Source organism: Monashia sp. HAY1-11D, assembly GCF_056868035.1.
In genome coordinates, this window is record NZ_CP200320.1 from 3654429 (window position 1) to 3677197 (window position 22769).

At 73.1% G+C, this 22769-nt stretch carries 20 protein-coding genes and 1 pseudogene; 15 read left to right on the top strand and 6 right to left on the bottom strand.

Going from position 1 to position 22769, the window contains the following annotated elements:
- Nucleotides 1-21: 21 nt before the first annotated feature.
- Entirely contained in the window at nucleotides 22-423 is a 402-nt protein-coding gene (locus AC1VM9_RS16915) for a DUF3040 domain-containing protein (RefSeq protein WP_481341021.1), read from the top strand.
- Nucleotides 424-600: 177 nt separating this feature from the next.
- Here AC1VM9_RS16915 and AC1VM9_RS16920 read toward each other — a convergent pair whose 3' ends face one another.
- Both AC1VM9_RS16920 and AC1VM9_RS16925 read right to left on the bottom strand, forming a co-directional pair.
- Nucleotides 601-1089: a DUF456 domain-containing protein gene (locus AC1VM9_RS16920; protein WP_481345205.1), complete on the bottom strand. Its 489-nt coding sequence runs from the start codon at nucleotides 1087-1089 to the stop codon at nucleotides 601-603.
- Nucleotides 1090-1159: 70 nt separating this feature from the next.
- Nucleotides 1160-1384 (bottom strand): DUF7455 domain-containing protein, encoded by a 225-nt coding sequence (locus tag AC1VM9_RS16925; protein WP_481341019.1) that lies wholly within the window; start codon nucleotides 1382-1384, stop codon nucleotides 1160-1162.
- Nucleotides 1385-1745: 361 nt separating this feature from the next.
- Here AC1VM9_RS16925 and AC1VM9_RS16930 point away from each other — a divergent pair.
- From AC1VM9_RS16930 to AC1VM9_RS16960, 7 genes and pseudogenes are all read left to right on the top strand, one after another.
- Nucleotides 1746-3882, top strand: a pseudogene (locus tag AC1VM9_RS16930) (DNA gyrase/topoisomerase IV subunit B).
- A gap of 342 nt (nucleotides 3883-4224) precedes the next feature.
- Nucleotides 4225-5250, top strand: a complete 1026-nt coding sequence (locus AC1VM9_RS16935) for an AAA family ATPase (protein ID WP_481341034.1) — start codon at nucleotides 4225-4227, stop codon at nucleotides 5248-5250.
- A 17-nt stretch (nucleotides 5251-5267) separates the two neighbouring features.
- Nucleotides 5268-6155, top strand: a complete 888-nt coding sequence (locus tag AC1VM9_RS16940) for a DUF58 domain-containing protein (protein WP_483123477.1) — start codon at nucleotides 5268-5270, stop codon at nucleotides 6153-6155.
- Nucleotides 6142-6624, top strand: a complete 483-nt coding sequence (locus AC1VM9_RS16945; RefSeq protein ID WP_483123478.1) for a hypothetical protein — start codon at nucleotides 6142-6144, stop codon at nucleotides 6622-6624. The genes AC1VM9_RS16940 and AC1VM9_RS16945 overlap by 14 nt, the downstream gene beginning before the upstream one ends.
- The gene (locus tag AC1VM9_RS16950; RefSeq protein WP_481341015.1) at nucleotides 6621-7604 is read left to right on the top strand and encodes a VWA domain-containing protein; all 984 of its coding nucleotides are present in this window, start codon (nucleotides 6621-6623) and stop codon (nucleotides 7602-7604) included. The genes AC1VM9_RS16945 and AC1VM9_RS16950 overlap by 4 nt, the downstream gene beginning before the upstream one ends.
- Nucleotides 7601-8611, top strand: a complete 1011-nt coding sequence (locus AC1VM9_RS16955; protein ID WP_483123479.1) for a vWA domain-containing protein — start codon at nucleotides 7601-7603, stop codon at nucleotides 8609-8611. The genes AC1VM9_RS16950 and AC1VM9_RS16955 overlap by 4 nt, the downstream gene beginning before the upstream one ends.
- Entirely contained in the window at nucleotides 8608-9495 is an 888-nt protein-coding gene (locus AC1VM9_RS16960; RefSeq protein WP_483123480.1) for a hypothetical protein, read from the top strand. Before AC1VM9_RS16955 ends, AC1VM9_RS16960 begins: the two co-directional genes overlap by 4 nt.
- A gap of 27 nt (nucleotides 9496-9522) precedes the next feature.
- On the opposite strand, the gene AC1VM9_RS16965 is transcribed toward AC1VM9_RS16960, so the two are convergent.
- From AC1VM9_RS16965 to AC1VM9_RS16975, 3 genes are read right to left on the bottom strand one after another with little or no spacing between them, the layout of a single operon-like run.
- The gene (locus AC1VM9_RS16965; protein ID WP_483123482.1) at nucleotides 9523-10734 is read right to left on the bottom strand and encodes a sucrase ferredoxin; all 1212 of its coding nucleotides are present in this window, start codon (nucleotides 10732-10734) and stop codon (nucleotides 9523-9525) included.
- Nucleotides 10731-13196: a DNA gyrase/topoisomerase IV subunit A gene (locus tag AC1VM9_RS16970; protein WP_483123483.1), complete on the bottom strand. Its 2466-nt coding sequence runs from the start codon at nucleotides 13194-13196 to the stop codon at nucleotides 10731-10733. Before AC1VM9_RS16970 ends, AC1VM9_RS16965 begins: the two co-directional genes overlap by 4 nt.
- 56 nt (nucleotides 13197-13252) lie before the next feature.
- Nucleotides 13253-13879, bottom strand: coding sequence for a nitroreductase family protein (locus AC1VM9_RS16975; protein WP_483123484.1), 627 nt, complete (start codon nucleotides 13877-13879; stop codon nucleotides 13253-13255).
- A gap of 56 nt (nucleotides 13880-13935) precedes the next feature.
- Here AC1VM9_RS16975 and AC1VM9_RS16980 point away from each other — a divergent pair, with 56 nt between their 5' ends.
- The 5 genes from AC1VM9_RS16980 to AC1VM9_RS17000 are packed head-to-tail and all read left to right on the top strand — an operon-like array spanning nucleotide 13936 to nucleotide 19150.
- Nucleotides 13936-15552, top strand: a complete 1617-nt coding sequence (locus AC1VM9_RS16980) for a GNAT family N-acetyltransferase (RefSeq protein ID WP_483123485.1) — start codon at nucleotides 13936-13938, stop codon at nucleotides 15550-15552.
- Between the two features lie 20 nt (nucleotides 15553-15572).
- The gene (locus AC1VM9_RS16985; RefSeq protein ID WP_483123486.1) at nucleotides 15573-16655 is read left to right on the top strand and encodes an acetate--CoA ligase family protein; all 1083 of its coding nucleotides are present in this window, start codon (nucleotides 15573-15575) and stop codon (nucleotides 16653-16655) included.
- Nucleotides 16656-16690: 35 nt separating this feature from the next.
- The gene (locus AC1VM9_RS16990; protein ID WP_481341008.1) at nucleotides 16691-17290 is read left to right on the top strand and encodes a DUF5998 family protein; all 600 of its coding nucleotides are present in this window, start codon (nucleotides 16691-16693) and stop codon (nucleotides 17288-17290) included.
- A 1-nt stretch (nucleotide 17291) separates the two neighbouring features.
- Entirely contained in the window at nucleotides 17292-18449 is a 1158-nt protein-coding gene (locus AC1VM9_RS16995; RefSeq protein ID WP_481341007.1) for an alkaline phosphatase family protein, read from the top strand.
- Nucleotides 18450-18460: 11 nt separating this feature from the next.
- Nucleotides 18461-19150, top strand: coding sequence for a thymidine kinase (locus AC1VM9_RS17000; protein ID WP_481341006.1), 690 nt, complete (start codon nucleotides 18461-18463; stop codon nucleotides 19148-19150).
- Between the two features lie 64 nt (nucleotides 19151-19214).
- On the opposite strand, the gene sepH is transcribed toward AC1VM9_RS17000, so the two are convergent.
- The gene (sepH, locus tag AC1VM9_RS17005; protein ID WP_483123487.1) at nucleotides 19215-20741 is read right to left on the bottom strand and encodes a septation protein SepH; all 1527 of its coding nucleotides are present in this window, start codon (nucleotides 20739-20741) and stop codon (nucleotides 19215-19217) included.
- Nucleotides 20742-20859: 118 nt separating this feature from the next.
- On the opposite strand from sepH, the gene AC1VM9_RS17010 reads away from it, so the two are divergent.
- Both AC1VM9_RS17010 and AC1VM9_RS17015 read left to right on the top strand, forming a co-directional pair.
- A complete protein-coding gene (locus tag AC1VM9_RS17010; protein ID WP_481342991.1) occupies nucleotides 20860-21492 on the top strand; it encodes a trimeric intracellular cation channel family protein in 633 nt (210 codons plus the stop codon).
- Nucleotides 21493-21573: 81 nt separating this feature from the next.
- On the top strand, nucleotides 21574-22764 hold the full coding sequence (locus tag AC1VM9_RS17015; protein WP_483123488.1) for a ferrochelatase: 1191 nt from the start codon (nucleotides 21574-21576) through the stop codon (nucleotides 22762-22764).
- The last annotated feature ends 5 nt before the right edge of the window (nucleotides 22765-22769 follow it).

A 22769-nucleotide genomic window follows, 5' to 3' on the forward strand; every position in this document is an offset into this window, starting at 1 on the left:
GATCGCACAGGGAGGTGCCGAGTGGCACTCTCGGAACACGAGGAAGCCCTGCTCCAGCAGATGGAGGAGGCCCTCTACGCCGAGGACCCGCGCTTCGCGTCGCGGATCCGCAAGACCAAGTCGCGTGGTGCCGGGCGAGGCAGGATCGTCGCCGGCGTCATCGCCGGTGTGGCGGGCCTCGCGCTCGTCGTGTTCTCCGCGATGAGCAGCACGATCTGGCTCGGTGCGGTGGGTTTCGCGATCATGGTCGCCGGCATCGTCTACGCCATCACCCCGTCCAAGGCGCGGCTGGCCGCCGTCGATGCCGACGGCACCCCGAAGCCGCGCACCGGCGGTCGGCTCCGCGCCCCCAGCCCTCGGCAGGGCACGTTCATGGAGCGCCTCGAGGAGCGCTGGGAGAAGCGTCGCCGCGACCAGTGGTGACCTGGACGGCGACACCGGAAGCGACGCAGGAAGCGACACTCGAAGCGACACCGAAAGCGACACCGAAAGCGACACCGAAGCACCGGCACGAACGGAAGGCCGCCACTCCCTCGGGACGGCGGCCTTCGTGCGTCACGCGACGCTCGGGTGTCAGAGGCGGCTGTGAGAAGGGCCACGTCAGGGACGCGTGAGGTAGACCCCCGCGACCCAGGTGGCGAGGATGCCGAGCGCCGTGAGCAGCTCGATGCCCATGCTCGTGACGACTGCACGCACGGCCTCCCGGGTGGCTGACCAGGCCCGAGCGTGCTCGCGGTGCTTGACGCGCTCGAGCAGGTAGACGGTCAGCACGAAGCCGAGCGGGCCGCCGACGACCGGCACGACGAAGAACCCGACGACCGCCACGAGGGCAGCGACGGTCACGAGCGTCGAGTCGACACCACGACGCGTCAGGCGCCGGCCCGGCACGAGGTACTTGGCCGTGAGGCCCACGGCGAACACGACCGTCGCGAGGGCGAGCACGACCCAGCCGGCGGCGTCCTGGCGCAGCAGTGCCCAGGCGAGCGCGCCTCCCCAGACCAGGACGAGACCGGGCAGGACGGGCACGACGACGCCAGCGGTCCCGACCAGCATCACGCCCAGGATCACGAGGTTCGTCTCGGTGATCACGGGTCAGCCGGTCGGGACCGCTGTGCGGGTGTGGGACGCGTGGCGTCCGCGCTGTGCTGCCGGACCCCGGTCAGCGCTCGTCGACGGGTGCGGACGCCGGCGTCTCGATGAGCCGGGCCGTCTCGTCGTGGATGTCGACGGCCTTGTCCATGAGGGCCGGCAGGTGCTGCCGTCCGTGGTGGGCGCAGAAGAGGAGCTCACCGCCGCCGACAAGGCGAGCGCGGATGTAGGCCTGGGCGCCACACCGGTCGCAGCGGTCTGCTGCAGTCAACTCGGGTGCCAGTGCTGTCGTCATCTCAGTGCTCGCCTTCTCTCTGTTCCTCGCGGGGCCTCCCTAGGGAGATCCCTGCTTGCCCGAGGCTCCGGGCGCCTGCGTCGCCCCTTGCTCTCGCGGTCCTTCCAACAGTGAATCACGCGGAATGCTTCCCCGATGGCACGCTCGGCTGCAAGGCACTCGCAAGATTCCCGGATCGTTACCGACTGTCCGGGGTTCGCGGCGGCAGGGGCCGCGGAGGCCGACCTCGGAGGGGTCGCCGCGAGCCTGCGGGGCGTCGTCGGCGAGGGGAACTAGGCTGCGGGTGCCGGTGGGCCCGAGCCCCCTGCGAGGTCCGACCTCCGGCGAGCAGCTCCGACGAAACGAGAGAGAACCGACACCCGTGGCCTCCGCCTCCCGCCCCGCTCCCTCCGGCAACGGCGACTACACCGCGCGTCACCTGCAGGTCCTCGAGGGCCTCGAGGCCGTGCGCAAGCGTCCCGGCATGTACATCGGCTCGACCGACCAGCGCGGGCTCATGCACTGCCTCTGGGAGATCATCGACAACGCCGTCGACGAGGCCCTGGCGGGGGTCTGCACCGACATCGAGGTCATCCTCGGCTCCGACGGGTCGATCGAGGTGCGCGACGACGGCCGGGGCATCCCCGTCGACATCGAGCCGCGCACGGGACTGTCCGGCGTCGAGGTCGTCTTCACCAAGCTGCACGCGGGCGGGAAGTTCGGCGGCGCCTCCTACGCGGCCACGGGTGGTCTGCACGGCGTCGGGGCGTCCGTCGTCAACGCCCTCTCGGCCCGGCTCGACGTCGAGGTCGACCGGGGCGGCAAGACGTACGGCATGAGCTTCCGCCGGGGCGAGCCCGGCACCTTCACCGACGCCCCGGGCGCCCCCCACTCGCCCGACGCGTCCTTCACGCCGTACGAGAAGAAGAGCGCCCTGCCCGTCGTGGGCAAGGCCAAGCGCGGGGTCACCGGCTCCCGCGTGCGGTTCTGGCCGGACCGGCAGATCTTCCTCAAGGACGCCGAGCTGGACTACGACGCGATCCTCGGACGGGCCCGCCAGACCTCCTTCCTCGTGCCGGGCCTGCGTCTGGTCATCCGCGACGAGCGGCGGCTCAAGCGCACCCCCGGCGAGGAGGGACCCATCGAGGAGGTGTTCCAGCACGACGGCGGCATCACCGACTTCGTCGAGTTCCTCGCGCCCGACACCCCGATCACCGACGTGTGGCGCCTCGAGGGCTCCGGGACCTTCACCGAGACCGTTCCGGTCCTCGACGTCAACGGCCACATGACGCCCACCGAGCTCGAGCGCGAGTGCGGTGTCGAGGTGGCGCTGCGGTGGGGGCAGGGCTACGACACGAAGGTCCAGTCCTTCGTCAACATCATCACGACGCCCAAGGGCGGCACCCACGTCGCCGGCTTCGAGCAGGCGCTGCTCAAGGTCTTCCGCCGACAGCTCGAGGTCAACGCGCGCCGGCTCAAGGTCGGCAACGACAAGCCCGAGAAGGACGACGTCCTCGCCGGGATGACGGCGGTCGTCACCGTCCGGCTCGCCGAGCCGCAGTTCGAGGGACAGACCAAGGAGGTCCTCGGCACGAACGCGGTGCGCGCCATCGTGGCCCGCGTCGTCGAGAAGGAGCTGACCGAGCGGCTCACGTCACCGAAGCGTGGCGACAAGGCACAGGCCGCCCTGCTGCTGGAGAAGGTCGTCTCGGAGATGAAGTCGCGCATCAGCGCGCGGCTGCACAAGGAGACCCAGCGTCGCAAGAACGCCCTCGAGAAGCTCGAGCCTGCCCTCGAAGCTGCGCGACTGCCGCACCACCGAGGTGGGCCGCTCCGAGCTGTTCATCGTCGAGGGCGACAGCGCCATGGGCACGGCCAAGGAGGCCCGCAACAGCGAGTTCCAGGCGCTGCTGCCGATCCGCGGCAAGATCCTCAACGTCCAGAAGGCGTCCGTCTCGGACATGTTGAAGAACGCCGAGTGCGCCTCCATCATCCAGGTCATCGGCGCCGGGTCCGGCCGCAGCTTCGACCTGGAGGCGGCCCGCTACGGCAAGGTCATCATCATGACCGACGCCGACGTCGACGGCGCCCACATCCGCACCCTGCTGCTGACCCTCTTCTTCCGGTACATGCGTCCGCTCGTCGAGGCCGGTCGCGTCTTCGCGGCGATGCCGCCGCTGCACCGGCTCGAGGTCATCAACGCCGGTGCGCGCAAGAACGAGCTCATCTACACCTACAACGAGCTCGAGATGCGCCGGACCGTCGCACGCCTCGAGAAGTTGGGCAAGAAGATCAAGCAGCCGATGCAGCGCTACAAGGGTCTGGGCGAGATGGACGCCGACCAGCTGGCCGACACGACGATGGACCCCCGGCACCGCACGCTGCGCCAGGTGACGATGCGCGACCTCGAGGCGGCCGAGCGGGTCTTCGAGCTGCTCATGGGCAACGAGGTGGCCCCGCGCAAGGACTTCATCGTCGAGTCCGCGAGCGACGTCGACCGCGAGCGCATCGACGCCTGAGGCGTCGTCCTCAGGACGCCACCGGGGGTGGCGTGCTTACGATGTGCCTGCCGGCGGGGCTCCCTCCGGCGGCTGCGTCGAGAAGGGGTGTCGAAGGTGGGCGACGGCGGTGGGGACGGGTCGGTGGACGCCGCGCGCGACGAGCGGTGGGCCGGACCGTCGGAGAGCCCCTCGGACGGTCACCCGGACGGGCATCCGGACAGGCGTCCGGCCGGCCTGGGAGCCGGTGGCGACAGCTTCACCGTCGCCGTGCCGACCGACGGCTCGGGGCCCGATGCCTCGGCGCCCACCGAGCCCGGCCACCTGTCGGCAGGGCCCGCGGTGCCCGACGACGACGTGGCGGTGGCCCGCCTCGACGAGGCGCCCGAACGCACGGTGCCGGCGGCGAGCTACCTGTCGCCCGACGAGCTGCGCTGGGCGGGCGACCGGATCGCGGCCATCTCGGCCGCGTTCGCGTCGCGCGTCGTCGGGCAGGTGCGGCTGCAGGAGACCCTTCTCATCGCCCTGCTGACCGGTGGGCACGTCCTCCTCGAGAGCGTGCCCGGCCTGGCCAAGACGACCGCCGCCCAGACCATCGCCCAGGCGGTCGGTGGCCGTTTCCACCGCATCCAGTGCACGCCGGACCTGTTGCCGAGCGACATCGTCGGCACCCAGGTCTACAACCAGCACTCGGGCGCCTTCGAGACCCAGCTCGGCCCGGTCCATGCCAACTTCGTCCTCCTCGACGAGATCAACCGCAGCAGCGCCAAGACCCAGTCGGCCATGCTCGAGGCGATGCAGGAGCGGCAGACCTCGATCGGGGACCGGAGCTACGCCCTGCCCGACCCGTTCCTCGTCCTGGCGACGCAGAACCCCATCGAGCAGGAGGGCACCTACCCCCTGCCCGAGGCGCAGCTCGACCGGTTCATGCTCAAGGACGTCCTCGACTACCCGTCCCCGGCCGAGGAGGCCGAGGTGCTGCGGCGCATCGACTCCGGCGTCTACGCCCGGCCCGGCTCGCCCGTCGTGTCGCCCGATGACGTCAAACAGCTGCAGGCCCTCGTGTCCCGCGTCTACATCGACCCGGCGATCGTCAACTACGTCGTCGGCATCTCCTACGTCACGCGCCACCCGCGCGACTACATCGAGCCGCGCCTTGCCGGCTACGTCGACTTCGGGGCGAGCCCGCGGGCGAGCATCGCCTTCACCGCCGCCGCCCGGGCGCGGGCCCTCATCGACGGCCGCAACCACGTCGTGCCCGACGACGTCAAGGCGCTGACGCACCGCGTCCTGCGCCACCGCGTCACGCTCGGGTTCGAGGCCGCCGCCGACGAGGTGCCGGTCGAGCGCGTCATCGACGCCATGGTGGGCGGGATCCGCACACCCTGACCGGGGCGGGAGCCACGATGCCGACGACGCTGCTGACCCGGGTCAAGAGCAAGCTCTTCGTCCACGCCCGACGCCGGTCGCGCAGCCTGCTCGAGGGCGAGGACGCGTCGATCTTCCACGCCCGCAGCCTCGACTACGACGACCTGCGCGCCTACGTGCCGGGCGACGAGGTACGCGACATCGACTGGAAGGCCACGGCCCGCCACCAGGCTCCCCTCGTCAAGCGCTACGTCGCGACACGCAAGCAGAACGTCCTGCTCGTCGTCGACACCGGCCGCGGCATGGCGGCCACGACCCGCAGCGGCGAGGCGAAGAAGGACGTCGCGATCGCCGCGGCCGGTCTCGTCGGCTACCTCGCGCAACGGCACGGTGACCTGGTCGGGCTCGTGCGCGGCACGGCGTCCTCGACGGTCGCCCACGAGCTGGGCGGCAGCGAGGCGCACCTCGAGCTGCTCCTGCGCGCCGTCGAGGCCGCGACCCGCCTCGACGGCGACGGCAGCAACCTCGCGACGCAGCTGCGCTGGGTCGTGCGCAACGTCCGACGCCGGCTCGTCCTGCTCGTCGTGGCCGACGACCGCGACCTCGACCCTGCCCTTGACGACCTGCTACGGCGGTTGCACGTCCAGCACGAGATCCTCTGGCTCACCGTCGAGGACGCCGACCCGACCGTCGTGGCCGGCGACCGGACCACCTACGACGTCGCCGACACGTACACCCTGCCGACGCTGGTGCGGCTCGACCCGCGGGTCCGGGCGGCGTACGCGCGCACCGTGCAGGAGCGGGTGCAGCGCACGGCCAGTCTCCTCGACCGCCGTGGCATCAACCACGCCCGCCTCGGGTCGAGCGACGAGGTCGTCCCCACGGTGTTCGCCCTCCTGGAGAGGCAGCGCCGTGCACGTCGCTGACGCACCCCCGCCGGGCTTCTACGCGCCTGACCCGTACGCCCCGAGGTGGGTCTGGCTGGGGCTCGCGGCCCTCGCCCTCGTCGCCCTCTGGTACGCATGGGTGCTCTGGTCGACGCGGCGACGCCTGGTCGTCGTGCCACCACGGGTCACCCCGGACCGCCTGACCAGGCTCCGCGCGGACTACACCCGCCAGATCGACCTCGTCCTGCGCCGCGCCGCCGCCGGCGAGATCACCCAACGACGCGCGCACCAGCAGCTGAGCATCCTCGTGCGCCACTTCGTGCAGGAGGTCTCCGGCGTCCACGCCCCGACGATGACCCTGACCGAGCTGACGGCGTCGGGGGAGCGGTTCTCGCCGGTGTCACAGGTCGTCAGCCGCCTCTACCCGGGCGAGTTCGGTCCCCACGAGACCCAGACGCTCGTCGGGGCGGGCGAGGTGGCCAGGCAGGTGGTGGCGCGGTGGGCGTGACCTCGCTCGACCTCAAGTGGCCCGCGGTCCTGACCCTCGGCCTGCTCGTCGCCGCGGTGGGGGCGACGGCGGTCTACCGGCTGATCGGGCGCCGGGCCCGGGGGGCGAGCGCTCCGGTGGCCAACTCCCAGGCCCTCACCGCACTGCCGGAGTTCCGCCGGGCCCTGCGCGTGCACCGCGTGCGCATGGGCGTGCTGACCGGCAGCGCCGCCCTCCTCGCGTGCGCGGCGCTCCTCGGCGCCGCGCGCCCCCTCGACACGACGGTCGAGAAGCCACAGACGCGCTCACGCGACATCCTGCTCTGCCTCGACATCTCCGGGTCCATGGCGGCCTACGACGCCGAGCTCGTCGCCACGTTCAAGACGCTCGTGCGCAGCTTCGAGGGCGAGCGCATCGGCCTGGTCATCTTCAACTCCTCCGCCGCCACGGTCTTCCCCCTCACCGACGACTACGACTTCATCAACGACGAGCTCGACACCGCCTCCGACGCGCTCGGTGGCGACCCCGACCAGGAGTCGTTCTTCGCGGGGACCTTCAACGGACGCGGCACCTCGCTCATCGGCGACGGCCTGGCGACGTGCGTGTCGAGCTTCGACCGGGTCGACCTCCGGCGCGCTCGGTCGGTCGTCTTCGCCACCGACAACCACGTCGCGGGCCGGCCCATCATCGACCTGCCGGAGGCCGGCGAGCTGGCCAAGGCCAAGGGCGTGCGGGTCTACGGCCTCAACCCCGAGGAGGACGGACCCGACGACGAGGCGGAGCAGATGCGCGAGGTCGTCACGGGCACGGCCGGCCAGTACTACACGATGGGCGACCCCTCGGCGGTCAGGGGCATCGTCGATGCCGTCCAGGCGCAGGAGGCGACGATCATCGACTCCGCCGCGCGGGCCCTCTACTCCGACAACCCGACGCTGCCGATCACCCTCGCGGGCGTCGGTCTCGTGGGCCTCGTCGGCGCGAGCCGGAGGTGGGTGACGTGACCCTGCTGCCCGTCCTGCCCTGGCCCGTCCTTCTCGTCCTCGCCGTGGCGGGCCTGGCAGCCGTGTGGTGGAACCCGTCGTCGCGGTCGATGCCGGGGGAGTCCCGCGCCACGCACTGGCGCCTGACCGCGGCCGTCGTCCTGCTGGGGCTGGCCGCGCTCCGCCCGGGCGTGCCGGGCGACCGCGTCGACACGACGGCCGCCAACCTCAACGTGTACTTCGTCGTCGACACGACGAGCAGCATCATCGCCGAGGACTACGGTGACGGGCGTCCGCGCATCGAGGGCGTCGCGAGCGACATCGCGGACATCGCCGAGCGGCTCCCGGGTGCGCGGTACAGCGTCGTCACCTTCGACCAGGCCGCCCGCGTCAGACTGCCGCTGACGACCGACACGAACGCCCTCGACGCCGCGCTGCAGAGCCTCCTGCCCGAACCGTCCGAGTACTCGCACGGGTCGTCGGTGACCGAGGCGAACGACCGCCTCGGCACCCTGCTCGAGCAGGCGCAGAAGCGCACCCCCGAGCGGGGCCGCATCGTCTACTACCTCGGTGACGGCGAGCAGACGGCCCCCGAACCTCCCGCCCCGTTCACGATCGACCACTCCCTCGTCAACGGCGGGGCGGTGCTCGGGTACGGCACGACCGAGGGTGGCCGGATGAAGTCCACGCGCTCGCGCTTCGACTCGTCCGCCTCCTACATCAAGGACCCCTCCACGGGCGAGGACGCGCGCTCGGTCATCTCCGAGCCGGAGCTGCGCCAGATCGCCGCCCAGCTCGGCGTGCCGTACGTGCACCGGGAGGCGGGAGACCCGGTCGACGCCGCGATGGCCGACGTCGACCTCGACGCGTTCGGCACGAGCGAGCAGCTCGAGAGGCAGCAGGTCGCGGCCCGGCACGAGCTCTACTGGCTGCCGCTGCTCGGGCTCGCCGGGATCGCGGTCTGGGACGTCGGGACCGGTGCCGCCGCTCTTGCCCAGACCCGTCGTCGCAGGGAGGTGGGGTCATGACCTCGCTCGTCGACCGCCCGCCAGCGACAGCCGAGCCCCCGCCCCGGTCCCGGCAGGTGCTCGCCGTCCTGCGCTCGCGACTGTCCGCGCTGGGCCGGGGCGCCGCAGGTGGGTCGGCCGCGACCCACCGGGCGCCGCGACCGCCACACCTGCGTCGCCGGCGGCGCCGGCTCGTCCTCGCGTCGCTGCCCGTGGCGGTCCTGCTCGTGCTCGTCGCCGTGCGCCTGCTCACCCTCAACCTCGTCCACGACCGCACGCTCGCCTCGTACACCAGCGGTGACCCCGACGGCGCGATGACGTGGGCGCAGCGGCAGGGCTGGGTCAACGTCGTCGAGCAGTTCCGGGCGCCCTTCGCCGTGGGCGATGCCCACGTGCTCTCGGGCCACTACGAGCTGGCTCGCCCGTGGTTCGAGCAGGCCTTCGAGCTCGTCCCCAAGGGCGGCATCGACGACTGCAAGGTGCGCGTCAACCTCGGACTGACCTACGAGGCCCTCGGGGACGCCGCCAAGGCACGCGAACGGCCCGACGAGTGGAAGCAGTTCTACGACAAGGGGATCCGCATCACGAAGGACCGCCCGCCGTTGTGCGACGCGCCGGAGGGCGGTCGGACCGGTGACCAGCTCGAGCAGGCCCAGCAGCGGATGGAGCAGAAGAACGCCGACGCCCCGCCGGACCAGGGGCAGGGCGACCAGCAGCCGCCGCAGCCGGGACCGGCGCCTCAGCCCACGCCCACCCCGGACCCGGGTCGGACCCCGAGCCAGGAGGAGCAGGACTACCTCCAGGAGCAGCAGCGCAAGAACACCATCGAGCGCAACCAGCAGCAGGGCGACGACGACCGCGTGCTGCCCGGGGACTCGGGACAGACCTACCCCAAGCCGTGGTGACGCGGGCGGGTCGAGCTCGGCTCGAGGCTAGGCCTCTGCAGGAGTCGGCGACGGCCCGGCGACGACGGTGACGCGGTACTCGTGCACCGGCACCGCCTTCTTGCCGCACGACTCGGGTCGAGCCCGGCCCGCCGACGTGCGCTCGACGCGGACCCGCCACGCGCGTCCGTCGAGGTGGGTGACCGGGACGATCCAGGCATCCGGGGTCGCCGCGACGTCCGTGCCGGGCTGCGGGACCCGGGTCCCCGCCTGCTCCGCGGGTGTGTCCGTGGACCTCTGCGTCGGCCTCTCCCCAGCCCCCTCCGTCGGCCCCTGCGCCGCCCCGTCGGTCGCCGTCGGGGCGGTCGCTGGGGTCGCCGTGCCGGTCCGCGGCTCCGGCACCCCGGCCCAGAGCGCCGGCAGGTGCGTCTCGCCGAGCAGGCTGCGGACGTGCGACTCGGCGCACTGCGCGGCCGGTTCGAGAGCGGACCGGCCGCGGTCGTGCAGCGGTCCGAGCAGCTCCGCCGGCGTGTGGCCCGAGGCGCTCGCACCGAGCACCCACTCGGCCGCGGGGTCGTCGAGCCGGGCGTAGGTCTGGCCCCACGGCAGGAGCACCGCCGTCGGGGCGAAGCGGTGACCGCCGGTGTGCGACACCTCCCACACGCGACCGGGCGCGACCCGGGCGGCGTGGACCGCGAGCGGTCGCCCACGCACCGCGCAGCAGACGTCGCGTCGGCCGTTGGTGCACACGAGGAGGCTGGGCTCGGCCGGCTCCGCGCCGGGCAGGGAGGCGCGCACGAGCGCCTCGCTGCCACGGGCCAGGGCTCCCCAGTCGAGGCCGAGCAGGTCACCGATGCTGGTGACCTGGGCCCGCAGCAGCCAGGCGTCGGCCGGCTGCTCGCCGGCGTGGGCGAGCAGGACCGTTCGGGGTGCGTCCGTCGCCGGGTGGCCGCCCGGCTTGCGCACGAGCATGAACCGCCCACCGGCCTGGGCGGAGCGGGCGTCGAGCTCAGCGCCGAGGTCGTGGTCGAGATGCGACTCGCGCGCGGCGTCGCGGCCCCAGGGGCCGGGCTGCTCGACGACGACGAAGAACCGGGCGCGGGCGGCGGTGCCGAACGCGCTCGTGCCGTCGTGGTCGAACAGGACCGAGCACGCGTCGCTCGCCGGCTCGCCGTGACCGGTCGTGGCGGGATGCGTGTCGTGGCCGGCGTCGGCCGTCCCGTCGTCGGGTGTCGTGGCGTCCGTGGGAGGTGGGGTCATGATGCGGCACCCTCCGTCGGGGGAGCGGCGACCCTGGCGATCACCGAGCTGGTCGGCATCCCGGAGCCGTCGCGCCGGCCCTCGGCCGGCGGCAGGTCGATGGCGACGCCGTTGGCGGCCGCCGCGCGGGCCGGGGTGTTGCCGGCGAAGGCGAGCACGAGCGTGTCCTCTCCCTTGAGGAAGCGGTGGCAGCGGACGCCGCCGGTGGCCCGGCCCTTGGCCGGGTACTCGGCGTAGGGCGTCACCTTGAGCGACCCGCCCTCGGTGCCGGGCAGGGCGCCCGACGAGCCGGCCGACGTCACGACGACGCCCTCGCGGGTCGGGTCGACGACCCCGAACCAGGCGACGCGCGCACCGGGTGCCAGCTTGATGCCGGCCATCCCGCCCGCCGAGCGGCCTTGCGGCCGAACGGATCTCGCGGCGAAGCGCAGCAGCTGGGCGTCGGTCGTGACGAAGACGAGGTCGAGCTCGTCGCGGTCGGCCACCGCCGCCCCCACGACGGTGTCGCCGTCCTTGAGGGCGATGACGTCCCACTCGTTGCTCTTCGGGGCGTCGGGCGTGACGCGCTTGACGACGCCGCTCGCGGTGCCGAGCGCGACGACGGGTGCCTCGGCGCCGACCGGCACGATCGTCACCGGCTGCTCGCCCCCGGCCAGGTCGACGTAGGCCGCGAGGGGCGCGCCGCCGGACAGGCTGGGGGCGCCGTTGGTGGGCGGCAGCGTCGGCAGGTCGAGCGCGGACAGGCGGACCACTCGTCCGGCGGAGGTGACCAGACCGAACTCGCCGCGGGCCGTGGTGCGCACCGCACCGACGACGACGTCGTGCTTGGAGCGCGACCCCTCGGCGGTCACCGGCTCGTCGGAGCCGGTCCGGGCCAGCAGGCCCGTCGAGGACAGGAGCACCCAGCACGGGTCGTCGGCGATCTCGAGGGGCGAGGCGGCGGCCGCGGTGGCGCTCTGTCCGGAGCTCTCGAGCAGCACGGTGCGCCGCGGGGTGCCGTGCGACCTGGCGACGTCGGCGAGCTCGGTCGAGACGAGCTTCAGGAGGAGCTTCTCGTTCTCGAGGACGGCGCGGAGCTCCTCGATGGTCCGCTCGAGCGTCTCCTTCTCCTTCTCCAGCTCGATCCGCGAGAACTTCGTCAGGCGGCGCAGCTGCAGCTCGAGGATGTAGTTGGCCTGCAGCTCGGACAGCTCGAAGACGCCCATGAGCCGTTCGCGGGCGGTGCCGGCGTCGTCCGAGGAGCGGATCAGCTGGATCACCTCGTCGATGTCGAGGATCGCGATGAGCAGGCCGTCCACGAGGTGCAGCCGGTCCTCGGCCCTGCGCCTGCGGAAGGAGGTGCGCCGGCGGACGACGTCGGTGCGGAAGTCGACGTAGACCTTGAGCAGCTCCTTGAGCCCCATGGTGCGGGGCTGGCCGTCGACGAGCGCGACGTTGTTGATGCCGAAGTTCTCCTCCATCGGCGTCAGCCGGTACAGCTGCTCGAGCACGGCGTCGGGGTTGAACCCGTTCTTGACCTCGATGACGAGGCGCAGGCCGTGGGTGCGGTCCGAGAGGTCCTTGAGGTCGGAGATGCCCTGCAGCTTCTTGGACTGCACGAGGTCCTTGACCTTGTCGATGACCTTCTCGGGCCCGACGAGGTAGGGCAGCTCGGTGACGACGATGCCCTTGCGCCGCGGCGTGATCGACTCGACGCGTGCGGTGGCGCGGGTGCGGAAGCTGCCTCGGCCGGTGAGGTAGGCGTCGCGGATGCCCTCGAGGCCGACGATCCTGCCGCCGCAGGGCAGGTCCGGGCCGGGCACGAACTTCATCAGCTCGTCGAGCGAGCAGGTCGGGTTGGCGATGAGGTGCCGGGCCGCCCCGATGACCTCGACGAGGTTGTGCGGCGGCATGTTCGTCGCCATGCCGACGGCGATGCCGGACGCCCCGTTGACGAGCAGGTTGGGGAACGCGGCGGGCAGGACGCCGGGCTGCAGCTGGGTGTCGTCGTAGTTCGGGACGAAGTCGACGGTGTCCTCGTCGAGGCCCGAGACCATGAGCAGGGCGGCGTCGGCCATCCGCGCCTCGGTGTACCGGGCGGCTGCGGGGCCGTCGTCGAGCGAGCCGAAGTTGCCGTGGCCGTCGATGAGCGGCAGGCGCAGCGTGAAGGGCTGGGCCATGCGCACGAGGGCGTCGTAGATCGCCTGGTCGCCGTGCGGGTGGTACTTGCCCATGACCTCGCCGACGACGCGCTGGCTCTTGACGTGCCCGCGGTCGGGGCGCAGGCCGAGCTCGTTGGCGCCGTAGAGGATCCGTCGCTGCACCGGCTTGAGGCCGTCACGCGCGTCGGGCAGGGCACGGGAGTAGATGACGCTGTAGGAGTACTCGAGGAAGGCGTTCTGCATCTCCTCCTCGACGTCGATCCCGACGATCTTCTCCTCGAAGTCCTCGGGGGCAGGCGTGGTGGTCGTGCGTCGGGCCATGCCGGGTGCTGCTCCTTGCCGCTAGCGGGTGAACACCCCATCTTCGCGCAGGCCGCTCACGACGGCTCACCTGCCACGCCGAAACGGCCCCAGTGGGCGACCTCCGCACCGGTGCGCCGGTGCCGTCGCAGGCTCGGGCTCTTCGGCCCCGGGACGGCGTACCCGAGGGAGACGACCCCGACGATGCGGCGTCCGTCGGGGATGCCGAGGGCCTGCCTGACCGCGGGGTGCCGCGCCGGTGGGACGCCGAAGAAGAGGCTGCCGAGACCCTCGTCCGTGGCCGTGAGCAGCATGAGCAGGGCCGCCATGCCCGTGTCGACGTCCCAGTAGGGCACCGGCCAGCGGGCCTCGTCACGGTCGGTCCAGCCCTTGTCGGGAGCGGCGTACCGGTCGAGGTAGGCGTCCTTGTCCGACAGGCACAGCACGAGGACGGGTGCGGCCTTGACGCCGGCGAGCCACGGGTCGTCGGTGGCCGTGGACCCCGGCTCGGCCGTGGCCGTCCAGAAGGGCGCGCGCTCGGCGTCCGTCGACAGCACGAGGAAGTCCCAGCCCTGGCTGAAACCGGCGCTCGGGGCCCGTACCGCGTTGTCGAGGCACCGCTGCACGACCTCCCGCGGGACGGCGCGGTCGGGGTCGTAGCGGCGGCACATGCGACGGGCGCGGACGACGTCGGTGAACTCCATGTGGCCACCTTCGCACCGGGGGTGCGCCACCGACGCGACGTGACACGATGGGCCCCATGGTTTCGGGAGCGGACCACGAGGCCGGCGCCGACGCGTCCGGTCCCGCGACGGCAGCCGGCGGGGGCGCCGACGAGTCGCCGACGGGCCCCGTCGAGTGGGAGGCCGACGTCGTGCTGCGCGACGGCACCGTGGCCCACGTGCGCCCCATCGGGCCCGGCGACGCCGACGGCATCCGCACCTTCCACGCGCGGCAGTCAGCGGAGTCGATCTACCTGCGCTTCTTCGCGCCGCTGCGCCAGCTGAGCGACCGCGACGTGTACCGCTTCACCCACGTCGACCACCACGACCGCGTCGCCCTCGTGGCCACGCTCGACGACGAGATCATCGGCATCGGCCGGTACGACCGCATCGACGACCAGAGCGCCGAGGTCGCCTTCAACATCTCCGACCACTTCCAGGGCAAGGGCATCGGCTCGGTCATGCTCGAGCACCTCGCCGCCATCGCCCAGGAGCTCGGCATCACCCGGTTCACCGCAGAGGTGCTGCCTCAGAACCGCAAGATGCTCCAGGTGTTCCGCGAGGCCGGCTACGAGGTGTCGCACCACGTCGAGGACGGCGTCGTCGAGGTGTCCTTCGACATCCTGCCGACCGAGCAGAGCAAGGCCGTGCAGCTGGCCCGTGAGCACCGTGCCGAGGCGCGCAGCATGAGCACGATCCTGTTCCCGAGGCGCGTCGCGATCATCGGGGCGAGCCGCCGCGAGGAGTCGATCGGTGCCCTCGTGCTGCGCAACATCCTGGCCGCCGGGTTCGCGGGCGAGATCTACCCGATCCACCGCGTCGCCGACACCGTCCAGGGGCTGCCGGCCTACCCGACGATCGCCGACGTGCCCGAGCAGGTCGACCTCGCCGTCGTCGTCGTCCCGGCCGAGCAGGCCGTCGGCGTCGTCAAGGAGTGCGGCAAGGCCGGCGTCCGGGCCCTGCTCGTCATGTCCTCCGGCTTCGCCGACGCGGGGGAGGAGGGCGCCAGGCTGCAGGACCGGCTGCGGCGACGCGTCCGGCGGGCCGGCATGCGCCTCGTCGGGCCGAACAGCTTCGGCCTCGTCAACAACGACCCCGAGGTGAGGCTGAACGCGACGCTCGCCCCCGTCATCCCCGAGCGAGGGAGGCTCGGCCTCTTCGCCCAGAGCGGTGCCCTCGGCGTCGCCGTCCTCGCCTCGGCGGCCCGGCGCGGCCTCGGCATCTCGGTGTTCGCCTCGGCCGGCAACCGCGTCGACGTCTCGGGCAACGACCTCCTGCAGTACTGGATCGACGACCAGTCCACCGACACCGTGGGCCTCTACCTGGAGTCGATGGGCAACCCCCGCAAGTTCTCCCGCATCGCCCGCCAGCTGGCCCAGGTCAAGCCGGTCGTCGTCGTGTCCTCGGGCGTGTCGAGCTACGCGGCGCCCCCGGGGCACCGCACGCGCGTCACGAACGCGCCGCCGCAGGCCTTCGACGCCCTGCTGCGCCAGGCGGGCGTCATCCGGGTGGAGAACGTCCACCAGCTCTTCGACGTCGCCCAGCTGACCCTGCACCAGCCGCTGCCCCGGGGGAGCGCGTCGCCATCGTCGGCAACTCCGACGCCCTCGGTGCGCTCAGCGCATCGGCCTGCCTCAGCTGGGGGCTGCGGGTGACGCACGGCCCGGTGTCGCTGATGCCGCAGGCGTCCGCGGAGGAGTTCGCCGCGGCACTCGACGCGGCCTTCGCCGACGACGAGGTCGACAGCGTCGTGGCCGCCTTCATCCCTCCCCTCGTCACCCAGGACGAGGAGGTGCTCACGGCGGTGCGGTCCATCGCTGCCAGCCACGAGAAGCCGTGTGTCGCAACGTTCCTCGGCATGCGTGGTGTCGGTGACGGACTCTCCTACGAGCAGGACGGGCAGCGCCGCTCGGTCCCCGTGTACTCGATGCCGGAGGACGGCATCCGGGCGCTCAACGCCGTGACCCGGTACGCCCTGTGGCGCTCGCGCGACCGCGGCAGCCCGGTCGCCCCTGTCGGCATCGACCGGCTGCGCGCGGAGCGGGTCATCGACACGGTGCTCGCCGGGTCGCCCGACGGCCGGGCCCTGACCCGCGACGAGGCTCGAGACCTCCTCGGTTCGTACGGCATCCGCCTCTGGCCTGCCGTCGAGGTGACGACCGCGGACTCCGCGGTGGCCGCCGCCGACGAGCTGACCTACCCGGTCATCCTCAAGTCCACGTCGCCCGTCGTGCGCCACCAGCCCGGACTCGTCGGCGTCCGTGGTGACCTCGTCGACGCCGAGGCGGTGCGCGAGGCCCACGCGTCCCTGACCGGGCGGCTCGGGCCGCTGGGCGCCGACCGGTTCGTCGTGCAGCGGATGGCGGTGCCCGGCGTCTCGTGCGTCCTGCGGGCGAGCGAGGACCCGCTCTTCGGCCCGGTCGTCTCCTTCTCCGTCGCCGGGCCGCCGACCGAGCTGCTCGGCGACGTCGCCCACCGCATCCCACCGCTGACCGACGTCGACGTCACCGATCTCATCGACGGGGTCAAGGCGGCGCCCCTGCTCAACGGCCACCGGGGCGCGGCGCCGGTGCACCGGGCGGCACTGGCCGACCTCGTCGCGCGGCTCTCGGTCCTCGCCGACGACCATCCCGAGCTCGCGTCGGTCGAGCTCAACCCGGTCAATGCGTGGACCGGCGGTGTCGACGTGCTCGGGGCCGAGGTCGTCGTGCGGCACGCCCTCGTGCGCAAGGACCCGGGCCGCCGGCGGATGACCTGACCGGTGCGGCCCACCGCGAGTGCAAGGATGACCCCATGCGACGCATGACCCAGGACGCCCACCGGGCCCTTCCCGACGAGCTCACCGCGGACATCACCCGCGCGGGCTACTACCCGGACCTCGTGTGCGACGTCGTCGAGTCCGCCGTCGCCGACGACGAGGTCGTCAGCCACCTCGTCCACCAGGAGACGACGTTCGACCACGAGACGGTCCGGCGGCACGTCACCGTCCTCGTCGTCACGCCGCAGCGCCTCGTCATCGCGCACGCGGACGACCACGCCGAGCCCGACGACAAGCTCATGGCGACCGCGACGACCGAGACCGTGCCGCTCGCGGCCGTCCGGGGCGTCATGCTGACCCACGTCGTGTCCGAGCCGGCCAGCTTCAGTCCGGGCAGCCACGGCCGCGACCTGACGCTCACGCTCGGCTGGGGCGCGGTGAGCCGCCTCGACATGATCCCCGCACAGTGCGGCGACCCGGACTGCACGGCCGACCACGGGTTCGAGGGCACCATCGCCTCCGACGACATCTCGCTGCGCATCAGCTCGGCCGCGGACGGCGAGGCCGCCGTGGGCAAGGCGATGCGGTTCGCGCGGGTCCTGTCGGCGAGCATCGGCGGCGGCTCGGCGCTCTGAGGTGACGACGCCCCCACGCGAGGCCGCCCCGGCGCTCGACTGGTCCGGACCGACCCTCGCGTCGGTCCTGCCGTCGGTGGCGGCGAGCCTCGGCGTCCCCGCCTTCGCCGGACGTGACGTCCTCGACCTGCCTGAGGCGGCGCGCAGCGTCGTCGTGCTCGTCGACGGGCTCGGTCACGACCTGTTGCGCCAGCGCAGCGGGCACGCGCCGTTCCTGCGCTCGCGCTTCGAGGCGATGCGACGCGTGCCCTGCGGCTTCCCGACGACCACGGCGACCTCGATGGGGTCGTTCGGCACCGGCCTGCCGCCCGGCGCCCACGGCCTCGTCGGCATGCAGGTGCTCGACCCCGAGACCGACCGGGTCCTCAACGAGCTGTCCTGGGAGAACGGACCCGACCCGCGCGCCTGGCAGCCGAACCGCACCGTCTTCGAGCAGGTCGAGTCCGAGGGCGTTCGCGTGACGATGGTCGGTCCGCACTACTTCGACGGCTCGGGACTGACCACGGCGGCCCTGCGCGGCGGGGGCTTCCGCGCCGCGCACGCCCTCGAGGCCCGCGTCGACGCCGCACTGGCCGCGGTGCGGGCCGCGCCGCGGTCGCTCGTCTACCTGTACTGGGGCGAGGTCGACAAGGTGGGGCACGTCCACGGCTGCCAGTCCTGGCAGTGGGGCGACGAGGTGGAGGCAGTGGACGCCGCCCTGCGCCGTCTCGCCGCGAGCGTGCCGGCCGACACCTCGGTCGTGGTCACGGCCGACCACGGCATGGTCGACGTTCCCTTCGAGGCCCGCGTCGACCTCGTCGACGAACCGGCCCTCATGACCGGGGTGCGCCACCTCGGCGGCGAGCCGCGCAACCTCCAGCTCTACACGCAGGTCGGAGCGGAGGCCGACGTCGCCGCCACCTGGGAGTCACGGTTCGCCGGACGCGCCCGCGTCCTGACCCGCGAGCAGGCCGTCGACGAGGGCTGGTTCGGCGTGGTGAGCCCGCACGTCGCGCCACGGATCGGCGACCTGCTCGTCGTGACGGGCGACGGTCTGGCCGTCGTCCACTCCGGCGTCATGCGCCCCGAGGTCGTGCGCCTGCTCGGCCTGCACGGGTCGACGAGCGAGGCGGAACTCGCCGTGCCGGTGGTCGTGGTCCCGCCCCGCCTCGGGTCCTAGGGTGGTGGCCCGTGGCTGAGCTCGTCTTCTTCTCCGGAACCATGGACTGCGGCAAGTCGACGCTCGCCCTGCAGATGGACCACAACCACGGCGCGCGCGGTCGCGTCGGCCTCATCTTCACGAAGATGGACCGCGCCGGGACCAACGTGCTGTCCTCCCGGCTCGGCCTGTCGACCGGGGCCCTCGAGGTCGAGGACAGCCTCGACTTCTGGGAGACCGTCGTCGACCGCGCCACCGCCGGCCACCGCATCGACTACCTCGTCTGCGACGAGGCCCAGTTCTACACCGGCGAGCAGGTCGAGCAGCTGGCCCGCATCGTCGACGAGATGGACGTCGACGTCTTCGCCTTCGGCATCACCGCCGACTTCCGCACCGAGCTGTTTCCCGGCAGCAAGCGCCTCATCGAGCTCGCCGACCGGGTCCAAGTGCTCCAGGTGGAGGCCCTGTGCTGGTGCGGTCGCCGCGCGACGACGAACGCCCGCGTGCTCGACGGGGTCATGGTCGTCGAGGGCGAGCAGGTCGTCGTCGGGGACACGAAGCCGGCGGCAGGCGTCGTCGAGTACGAGGTGCTGTGCCGCCGCCACTACATGCGACGGATGACCTCGCACGCGGCTCGCGCCGCCGCGGTCTCGCCCGAGGTGCTGCCCTTCGACCTCGACGTGTGCCCGCTGCCGCCGTTGCCGATCACGCAGGCCGACTGAGGGGGACGAACCGATCCGGCCGGGGCAGGCGGGCCGGTCGTGGCCGGCCGCGGGTGTCGGTGCCTCAGTCGCCGCGACGGCCGAACATGATGTCGTCCCAGCTGGGGACGCTCGGGCGTCCGGACTTGCGCGCGGTGGACGGGCGCCGCGCCGGAGCCGGACGAGGGTCGCCCGACGTGGCCCGCTCCTCGATGAGCTCGCCCGTCTCCTCCTGCCCGGCGTCGGCTCCGAGGGGCCGGCCGGTGTCGGCCACCGCCCGGACGCCCTCGGCCGCCTCGGCCGCGTGGGCGGGAGGGTCGGTGTCGTCGACCTCGCCCGGCTCGCCGGTGTCGTCGGTGTCGCCGGTGTCGTCGGTGTCGCCGGTGTCGTCGGTGTCGTCGGTGTCGTCGGTGTCGCCGGTGTCGTCGGTGTCGTCGGTGTCGTGGGTGTCGTCGACCTCACCCGCGACAACCGACGCCCCGGCGACGCCACGGTCGTCCCCTCCGTCCACCTCGGCCGCCTGCTCGACGGCGCCCTGCTCGGCTGCGGCCAGCTCGGCGTCGGTGCTCGGGTCGCTGGTGGGGTCGGTCTGACGCACCGGCTGGGTGCGCTCGGCCCGACGGACCTTGCGGGCGGCCGCCTCCGCACCGATCCGCTCCTGGGCCGACCCGTGCTTCTCGACGTCGGGGTCGTCCTCGGGGTGGGTGTGCGCCGCGGGCGGCAGCTCCTCGCGGGGGTCGCGTGCCAGCTCCTCGAGCGGCAGCGCCTCCTCCGGCGCGTCCTCGAGTCCGGGCACCTCGGTGGCGCGTGGCCGGCGGCGTCCGCGGCGCTGCGCGCTGCGCTCGCGCATCGCCGCCATGAGGTCGACGGTCTCGCCCTCGCGGCGCCGGGCGCTCGCGGAGGCGCCGGTCGCGCGTCGGGCGTCACCGCTGTCGCGGGGTTCGCCGACGCCTCCCTCGGCCTCGACGTCGTAGACGCGGCTCGGGCGGCTCGACACCGACAGGTGCGGGGAGGGGATGGGGCCGGGGGTCTGCTGCTCCTCGTCCTCGCTGAGCCAGCGGGCCTCGTCGTCGAGCGCCGCGACCGTGCGCGACAGCGGGTCGTAGTGCCAGGCGGCCTCGCGCTCGCGGCCCCCGGCGCTGAAGCGCAGCAGGGCAGTCCACGTTCCCGCCTCGGTACGGCGGGAGTCCCACCGGACCGTGCCGAGGTCGATCTCGCGCGACCGGAGGCGCTCGGACACCCGGGCCTCGAGCGTCGGGGACCCGCCGTGCGACGCGCCCCGGGCGCGGAGCCGGGCGACCCGCGCCAGCCCGGCGACGTGCTCTCGCTCGGCGAGGATGGGACCCTCGTACCGGTGCACCTTCTCGACCGGCCAGCCGGCCCGGTCCGCGACGTCCTCGGCGGACATGCCGGCCCGGATCAGCGCCTGGACGTCCCGGGGGCGCAGGCCCCCCGCGACCTGGATCTGCAGCTGCCCGAGCCGGGGCCGGTCGCGACGCGCGGCCGCCCGGAGCGGCTCGTCGAGCGGGAGGGCGAACCGGTTGCCGTCGTCGTCGGTCAGCAGCAGGTGCGTGCCGTCCTCGTGGACGCCGACGAGCCGGAGGTGCTGCATGGAAGGGTCCTTCGGTGGGTGGGGTCGGACGGGTCGGTGGGCTGGATGTGCGTCGAGCATGCCACCGGGCGGGCGGGCACGAAAGCGCCCACGCCGCGCAGGTACCGTTTGCTGTGGCATGCCCACCTCGTACGCCTCCGCCCAGCTCGCCCTCGACATCGTCGGCGTGTTCGTCTTCGCGCTCTCCGGCGGTCTCGTCGCCGTCAAGAAGGGGCTCGACCTCTTCGGCGTCCTCGTGCTCGCGTGCGCCGCGGCGCTCGGCGGCGGCATCGTGCGCGACCTGCTCATCGGTGACGTCCCGCCGGTGGGCATCAGCGACTGGCGGCTGCTCACGGCCGCGGGTCTCGGCGGGCTCGTCACCTTCCTCTACCACCCGGCCGTCGAGCGCACGTCGCGCTTCGTCCGGGTCCTCGACGCCGCGGGCCTTGCCGTCTTCGCCGTGTCCGGCAGCCTCAAGGCCGTCACGACGCCCGGGGTCGCGCCCGTCGCCGCGGTCCTCGTCGGCATCATCACCGCGGTCGGCGGCGGCGTCGTGCGCGACGTGCTCGCCGGGCAGGTGCCCGAGGTGCTGCGACGCGAGCTCTACGCCGTGCCGGCCATGCTCGGCGCGGTCGTCATCGTCGCCGCCGCCCAGCTCGGTTCGCTGCGGGACTGGCTGCTGTGGACCGCCGTCGGCCTCGTCTTCGCCGTCCGCATGGTCGCCGTCCGCCTCGACCTCAACGCCCCCACCCCCCTGCGGTCCGGTCCCTGACCGGCCACCGGGACCCACGACCACCGGCACCGGCGCCCAGACGCCCGAGCCCCGACCCCGACGAGAGGCCACGGCCACCCCATGACAGCGCAGACCCCCAGCAGCGGCGACCGGCCCGGCACGACGCCGGGTCCAGGGTCGGCTCCAGGGCCCGCTCCGGGGCCGGGTGCACCCGGCCCGAGCGGGTCCTCGCTCGAGCCCTACGACGCGGTGCTCCTGCTGGGCTTCGGCGGCCCCGAGGGCCCCGACGAGGTCATGCCGTTCCTGCGCCGCGTCACCGCCGGCCGGGGCATTCCCGACGAGCGCCTCGCCGAGGTCGGCGAGCACTACCACCTCTTCGGCGGCCGCAGCCCGATCAACGACCAGAACCGTGCCCTCGTCGCCGCGCTGCGCCGCGAGCTCGACGGGCGCGGCCTCGACGCCCCGGTCGTGTGGGGCAACCGCAACAGCGAGCCGTTCGTCGTCGACGCCCTCCGCGACGCCCATGCGGCGGGGCACCGACGCGTCCTCACCCTGACCACGAGCGCCTACTCGTCCTACTCCTCGTGCCGTCAGTACCGCGAGAACCTCGCCGACGCGGCCGCCGAGCTGCGCGAGGACGGCATCGAGCTGAGCATCGACAAGGTGGCCCCGTACGCGCCGCGGCCCGGCTTCGCCGCCGCCAACCTCGAGGAGCTGGTCCGGTCCCTGCGCGCGCTAGACGGGCTGCCCGACCGTGACCTCGCCCTGCTGTTCGTCACGCACTCGATCCCGGACGCCATGGACGACACGTCCGGACCCGGCGACGGCGAGGGCAACCTCTACCGGCGCCAGCACCTGGCGCTCGCCTCGCGGCTGGCCGACGAGGCCGGTCGGGTGCTCGGTCGCGACCTCACCGGTGAGCTCGTCTACTGCTCGCGGTCCGGGCCGCCCACCCAGCCCTGGCTCGAGCCGGACGTCAACGACCGCATCGAGCAGCTGGCGGCCGAGGGGGTGACGACCGTGGTGCTGGCCCCGATCGGCTTCGTCTCGGACCACATGGAGGTCGTCTACGACCTCGACACGGAGGCCAAGCGGACGTGCGACCGTCTCGGCGTCCGTCTCGTCCGGGTGCCCACCGTGGGCGCGGCCGACACCTTCGTGCGCGACCTGGTCGACGCCCTGCTCGAGCGGGCCGCCGAGGCCCGCGGGGAGGCCGTCCCGACCTACGAGGGTCGGATGCCCTCGGTGTGCGCACCCGGCTGCTGCCCGAACCTGCGCGCGGCCCGACCGGCCCTGTGCGGCCGCGACTGAGGAGG

Excerpts from the sequence above, each read along its gene's own strand:
- AC1VM9_RS16925 (WP_481341019.1), bottom strand. The coding sequence starts at position 1,384 with ATGACGACAGCACTGGCACCCGAGTTGACTGCAGCAGACCGCTGCGAC.
- AC1VM9_RS16940 (WP_483123477.1), top strand. The coding sequence starts at position 5,268 with ATGCCGACGACGCTGCTGACCCGGGTCAAGAGCAAGCTCTTCGTCCAC.
- AC1VM9_RS16960 (WP_483123480.1), top strand. The coding sequence starts at position 8,608 with ATGACCTCGCTCGTCGACCGCCCGCCAGCGACAGCCGAGCCCCCGCCC.
- AC1VM9_RS16965 (WP_483123482.1), bottom strand. The coding sequence starts at position 10,734 with ATGACCCCACCTCCCACGGACGCCACGACACCCGACGACGGGACGGCC.
- AC1VM9_RS16970 (WP_483123483.1), bottom strand. The coding sequence starts at position 13,196 with ATGGCCCGACGCACGACCACCACGCCTGCCCCCGAGGACTTCGAGGAG.
- AC1VM9_RS16975 (WP_483123484.1), bottom strand. The coding sequence starts at position 13,879 with ATGGAGTTCACCGACGTCGTCCGCGCCCGTCGCATGTGCCGCCGCTAC.
- AC1VM9_RS16980 (WP_483123485.1), top strand. The coding sequence starts at position 13,936 with ATGGTTTCGGGAGCGGACCACGAGGCCGGCGCCGACGCGTCCGGTCCC.
- AC1VM9_RS16985 (WP_483123486.1), top strand. The coding sequence starts at position 15,573 with ATGCCGCAGGCGTCCGCGGAGGAGTTCGCCGCGGCACTCGACGCGGCC.
- AC1VM9_RS16990 (WP_481341008.1), top strand. The coding sequence starts at position 16,691 with ATGCGACGCATGACCCAGGACGCCCACCGGGCCCTTCCCGACGAGCTC.
- sepH (WP_483123487.1), bottom strand. The coding sequence starts at position 20,741 with ATGCAGCACCTCCGGCTCGTCGGCGTCCACGAGGACGGCACGCACCTG.
- AC1VM9_RS17010 (WP_481342991.1), top strand. The coding sequence starts at position 20,860 with ATGCCCACCTCGTACGCCTCCGCCCAGCTCGCCCTCGACATCGTCGGC.
- AC1VM9_RS17015 (WP_483123488.1), top strand. The coding sequence starts at position 21,574 with ATGACAGCGCAGACCCCCAGCAGCGGCGACCGGCCCGGCACGACGCCG.